Below are 5,312 nucleotides of genomic sequence, written 5' to 3' on the forward strand. Positions count from 1 at the left end.
GGCCTTCGTGGGCCTCTTCATCGTGTGCGTGTGCTTGTGCGTTTGCCTGCGCTTGAGCTTGAGCTTTTGTGTTCTCGTGATTGTTATTTGCGCTCATGTAATCCTCGTTGGCCGATTAGCCGTGTTGGGGCAGACAGAAGAAAGGCTGTGCCCCACAAAACGCGGGGCGCAAAACCGCAAGATTATATCGAGTGCGCTGCACCCATGGACTCAGGGACGTTGGCGTGGCGCCACCCTTGTTGCCAAATCTGCCGGCTGATATTCCGGCCGCAGCCGGGGGTGCTGGCGCGGCGCCCCGGCGCGCCCGGCCTGTATGCCAACTTGCTGGCGCAATGCGAGACGCTCTGCGTCAAGCCGCGGCTGCCGCCGCGATGGCGGCAATTTTGGCCCTGCTGGCCGAGTTTGCCAGGACCCAAGCACGCGCGGGTTAGAATCCTGCTCCAGTCAGCGACCGTGGTGAAGTGGATATCATTGGGCCCTCCGAAGGCTTAGGCGCAAGTTCGATTCTTGCCGGTCGCACCAAATCAGTGAATCACAAGGGTTCACAAAGCATCAAGCCCCTAAGTAAATCAACGACTTAGGGGTTTTTTTACGTCATGTTGGCGCATGTCGGGGCTTTACAGCGCAAGCAAGGCGGGGAAACACCTGGGGGAACAAAAAGCCATTGCCCCCGCTTGGCGGGCTTCTGTTCCCCCGGAGTTGATGCCATGCTGACCGATCCCGCCTGCAATTGCCCATAGCCAGAAAAACCAAACCCTCAACCCACATCTACCCGCATCGAATAATCCACCGCCCGCACATCCTTGGTCAGCCGGCCGATCGAGATGCGGTCGACGCCGGTGGCGGCGATCCAGCGCAGCTGGTCTAGCGCCACACCGCCGGACACTTCCAGCAGCGCCCGACCAGCGCTCAAGGCCACCGCCTCACGCATCATGGGCTCGCTGAACTCATCCAACAGCACACTGACCGCGCCCGCATCCAACGCCTCTTGCAACTCGGCCATGGACTCGACCTCGACCTGGATGCCCACGCCCGAACTCAAGGCTTGAGCGGCGCGCAGTGCGGCGCTGACGCCCCCGGCAGCGGCGATATGGTTCTCCTTGATCAGGATGCCGTCATACAGCGCCAGCCGCTGGTTGGCGCCGCCGCCGACGCGTACCGCGTATTTCTGCGCCAGCCGCAGGCCCGGCAGGGTCTTGCGGGTGTCGAGCACCACGCAGCCGCGTGGGTTGCTGCTGGCGCCGGCGATCGCGCTCATGTGCGCGTGCGTCAGCGTCGCGGTGGCCGACAGCAGTTGCAAAAAGTTCAGCGCCGGTCGCTCGGCCGACAAGAGCAGCCTGCCATCGGCCTCAATGCGGCAAACCAGCGTGTCGGCCGCCATTTCGGCGCCCTCGGCGTACAGCCATTCAATCCGACTACTCGGGTCAAGCGCCGCGAACACGCCCTCGAACCAGTCGCGCCCACACAGCACGGCCGCCTCACGCACCCGCACATGGGCCTTGACGCGGCGGCCGGCCGGCACCAGCTGCGCGGTCCAGTCACACACGCCAATGTCTTCGAACAAGGCGTCGCGGATATTGCGCTGGCGCGCCTCGGCAAGGGTTTCGTTGTGGTCGAACATACCAGTCAGTCGGGTTGGGTAATGGTCAGGCTCACGCTAGGCAGGCCGGCGATCTGGCCGCTGATCACATCGCCCGGCAGCACAGCGCCGACACCGTCGGGCGTGCCGGTGTAGATCAAATCACCGGGCTGCAGATGGTAGAGCTGGGACAGGTTGGCGACGATCTCGGCAACATTCCAGATCATGTCGGCCAAATCACCGCGCTGTTTCTCAATGCCGTTGACGGACAGCGTGATCGCGCCGGCCGCCATGGCCCCGGTCTCACTGGCACGCACCAGCTCGGTGATAACGGCCGATTGATCAAAGCCCTTGGCGGTGTCCCAAGGCCGGCCATGCGCCTTGGCCTCGGCCTGCAGGTCACGCCGTGTCATGTCGAGGCCGGCGCCGTAGCCCCACACCGCGGCACGCGCCACCTCAGGCGTCACCTTGAACACCGGCGCGCCGATAGCGACCACCAGCTCCATCTCGTAGTGGTAGTTCTGGGTGGCGGGCGGGTAGGCCACATGGCTGCCCGAGGGCACCAGGGCGCAGGCCGGCTTGCTGAAATAGAACGGCGGCTCGCGGTCCGGGTCCGAGCCCATCTCGCGGGCATGGGCGGCGTAGTTGCGGCCGACGCAAAAGATCCGTGCGACGGCATAGCGGGCGGCCGTGCCGCGCACGGCCACGCTGGGCTGAACGGCCGGAGGAAAGATGTAGTCGCTCATATGCAGACCCGAAAACGAAGGTGCGCGCAGCATACGACTGTTCGCGCCGCTTGGCCCTGAAGCCGAAATGGTTTAGGGTAGCGCCCATGTTGAAACTTTCGCTCTCTTGCTCAGGCTGGTTCGGCCGGTGCGCCCTGCCCTTGCTGGCCACGGCCGCCCTTGGCCTAGCCGGCTGCGCCAGCCGTGCGCCGCTGAATGCGGCGGCGTATGGCGGCAAAGACGGCGGCAAAGACGGCCCCGAAGCCATCATCCCGGCCAATTTGCAACAAGTGCCCGACGCCCAGCCGCAGATCGAGCCCATCCGCAAGGGCGGGCCCAACAAGCCCTACGAAGTCTTGGGCCAGCGCTACGAGCCCATCACCAGTGATGCGCCGCTGATCGAGCGCGGCCTTGCTTCCTGGTACGGCAAGAAGTTTCACGGCCGCTCCACCAGCAGCGGTGAAATTTACAATATGTATGCAATGACGGCGGCGCACCCGACCCTGCCGATTCCGAGTTATGCCCGGGTGCGCAACCCGGCCAATGGCCGCGAGGTGCTGGTGCGCATCAATGACCGCGGGCCCTTTCATTCGACCCGCATCATTGATCTCAGCTACACCGCCGCACTGAAGCTGGATGTGTTGCGCGGCGTCGCCCCGGTTGAGCTGGAGCGCATCACGTTTGAGGACATTCGCAGCGGCGCCTGGCAACGCGGCCCGGTCGACGCGCCGCTGTTCGCCTCCACTCAGCCGGCCGGTGCGCCGCAGCCGCTGAGCCCCTTCATGGTGGCCACCAAAAGCGCACCCGAAGTGCCGGTGGTAACGCTGCCGCGCCACGCCGCGCCCGGCTTCTGGGTCCAGATGGGTGCTTATGCCAAGCTCGACGGCGCCGAGCAGTTCCGTCAGAAGTTGTTGCAAGAGCTGGATTGGATGGCACCGCTGTTGGCGGTGTTCAAAGACGGCGGCCTGCACCGCCTGCAAGCCGGCCCCTACAGCTCGCGCGCCGATGCGCATATGGCGGCCGAGCGGGTCAAGCTGGCCCTGAATATGAATGCCTTGGTGGTCGAGCGGCGCTGACTGGACGCCCGCCGCTCATGCCCCCCTCCGACGCGCAGACCCTCGCGCTGGTCACCGCCGTCGTCAACGGCTTCATGGCCATGGTCTGGCTGGTTTTGGTGCGCGCGTTTCGCATCGCACCCGCCGCCGGCTCGCGCTTGTGCGCGGCCTATGTCTTGTTCATTCCCAGCCTGCTGTGCTTGCCCTGCCAAAGCTGGTGGCCCAGCGCTTTGGGCGTTTGGCCACAATCGCTGTGCAGCTTGGCCGCCTTTGCCTTGATGAGCTTGGGCGTGCGCAGGCTGATGCGTTTGCGCCAGCACTGGGGCGATGTGGCCGTCATCACCGGCAGCGCGGCGCTGCTGATGCTGGCTGGCGATTGGTTGGGCGGCGATGGGCCGAGTTTGCCGCCGCTGGTGCTGGCTTCGGCGCTGTTGTCTATTTGCTGCGCGCGTGATGTCTTGAGCGGCTGCCGCGCCGTGCAGCCGGCCTGGTTGACGGCGCTGCTGGCGATGCCCTTTTTTCTGACCGGCCTGCTCTTGCTGGCGCGTAGCGCCAGCTTGCTGTGGGTGCAGGATGCGCGCGGCTTTTTGATGCAGGGCAGCTTGTCCCAGTCGACCCTGGCCTGGCTGTATTTGCTGATGGCGCTGCTGATCGCCTTGGGGCTGGTCAGCATTGTCGTGATGCGCCTGATCGCACGGATTCAGCACATGACGCGACGCGACCCGCTGACCGACGCGCTGAACCGGCGCGCCCTGGCTACCGAGCTGCAAACGCTGCAGGCGCAGGTCGAACGTGGCCAGCTGCACAGCTTGGTGATGATTGATGTGGACCATTTCAAACGCATCAATGATCAGTTTGGCCACGCCGCCGGCGATGCCGCCTTGCTGCATCTGGTGGCGGTGTTGCGCGCCAATATGCGCGAGCTGGACCGGCTTGGAAGGCTCGGCGGCGAGGAGTTCTGCCTGCTGCTGCCGCACACCTCGCTGGACGATGCCGGCCGGGTGGCGCAGCGCATGTGCGCGGCGCTGCGCCAGCAATCGCTGCCATGGCAGGGTGCGCCGCTGGTGATGACGGCCAGCTTCGGCGTCGTCGCTTGTCAGCGTGCTGACCCGCAGGGCGACAACACACTGGCGCTGGCCGATCGGCTGGTCTACCGCGCCAAGGCGGCCGGCCGTGACCGGGTCTGTGTGGCCGACCCCGATGCCGACCCCGATGCCGCGCTCGGCCGCACGCCGGCGGAGGCCTCATGAACGGTTTGCCCTCCGATCCCTTTACGCTGCTGGCCGCCACCATCTTGGTGTGCGGCTTCGCCAGCGTCGCCTGGCTCTTACTGGCCGGGGTGGCACGCGTGGCGCCCCGCGCATCGGTCGGCATGGCGTTGGCGAATGGCTTGTTGGCGGCGGCCCTGGCGACCCAATCCCTGCGTGGACAGGCGCCGGCGTGGCTGGCTTTCTGGGGCTCGGACGTGCTGGCGATTGCCACCTTGGCGACGCTGCGCGCAGTCATGCCGGCCTTGAGCGAGAGCCCGTCCTCGCTCAGCGCGGGCCTGGCCTGGCGCAGCGCTTTGCTGCTGCTGGTGCCCGCGGCGGCGGCCCTCGCTTGGCTGCCTTTTGAAGGCGATATACGCTGGCACACGCGCATCGTCTTCGGCAGCACGCTGGTGTTGACGCTGCTGGCCACCCAAGATGCGTGGCGGCAATTGCGCACGCGCTTGTCGCGGCGTTCGTCTGCCCGGCTGAGCGCGCCGCTGCTGGTGATCGCGCTGTTCCTGCTGCTGCCCTTGCTGAACACGTTCCGAAGCCCGGCCGTCGCCTTCGAGCTGCTGGCGTCCAGCGAATTTCAGCTCGGCTGGCTCTGGTCCATGCTGGCCTTGGGGCTGTTGATCAACGCCACCATGGCCTTGTTGGTGCTAACGCGGGTGATTCTGCAGATTCAGCGGCTGACCCGGCGCGA

At 65.7% G+C, this 5,312-nt stretch carries 5 protein-coding genes and 1 tRNA gene; 4 read left to right on the forward strand and 2 right to left on the reverse strand.

The features are described from left to right. Window positions 1–447 precede the first annotated feature (447 nt). Window positions 448–522: transfer RNA gene (locus RMO57_RS03540), tRNA-Arg, on the forward strand. Window positions 523–757: 235 nt separating this feature from the next. Here the strand turns inward: RMO57_RS03540 and nadC are convergent. Both nadC and RMO57_RS03550 read right to left on the reverse strand, forming a co-directional pair. After that, window positions 758–1,621 (reverse strand): carboxylating nicotinate-nucleotide diphosphorylase, encoded by an 864-nt coding sequence (gene nadC, locus RMO57_RS03545; protein WP_310384283.1) that lies wholly within the window; start codon window positions 1,619–1,621, stop codon window positions 758–760. A gap of 5 nt (window positions 1,622–1,626) precedes the next feature. Beyond that, window positions 1,627–2,325: a fumarylacetoacetate hydrolase family protein gene (locus tag RMO57_RS03550; protein WP_310384292.1), complete on the reverse strand. Its 699-nt coding sequence runs from the start codon at window positions 2,323–2,325 to the stop codon at window positions 1,627–1,629. Between the two features lie 86 nt (window positions 2,326–2,411). Here RMO57_RS03550 and RMO57_RS03555 point away from each other — a divergent pair, with 86 nt between their 5' ends. The 3 genes from RMO57_RS03555 to RMO57_RS03565 form a co-directional block, all read left to right on the forward strand. Continuing rightward, the gene (locus tag RMO57_RS03555; protein WP_310384285.1) at window positions 2,412–3,380 is read left to right on the forward strand and encodes a septal ring lytic transglycosylase RlpA family protein; all 969 of its coding nucleotides are present in this window, start codon (window positions 2,412–2,414) and stop codon (window positions 3,378–3,380) included. Window positions 3,381–3,397: 17 nt separating this feature from the next. Then, window positions 3,398–4,609, forward strand: coding sequence for a GGDEF domain-containing protein (locus tag RMO57_RS03560; RefSeq protein ID WP_310384288.1), 1,212 nt, complete (start codon window positions 3,398–3,400; stop codon window positions 4,607–4,609). Continuing rightward, a partial coding sequence (locus RMO57_RS03565) for a hypothetical protein (RefSeq protein WP_310384290.1) occupies window positions 4,606–5,312 on the forward strand: 707 nt, incomplete at its 3' end. The genes RMO57_RS03560 and RMO57_RS03565, both read left to right, overlap by 4 nt.

This window comes from Roseateles sp. (assembly GCF_031397715.1).
Classification (GTDB): Bacteria; Pseudomonadota; Gammaproteobacteria; order Burkholderiales; family Burkholderiaceae_C; genus Paucibacter_A.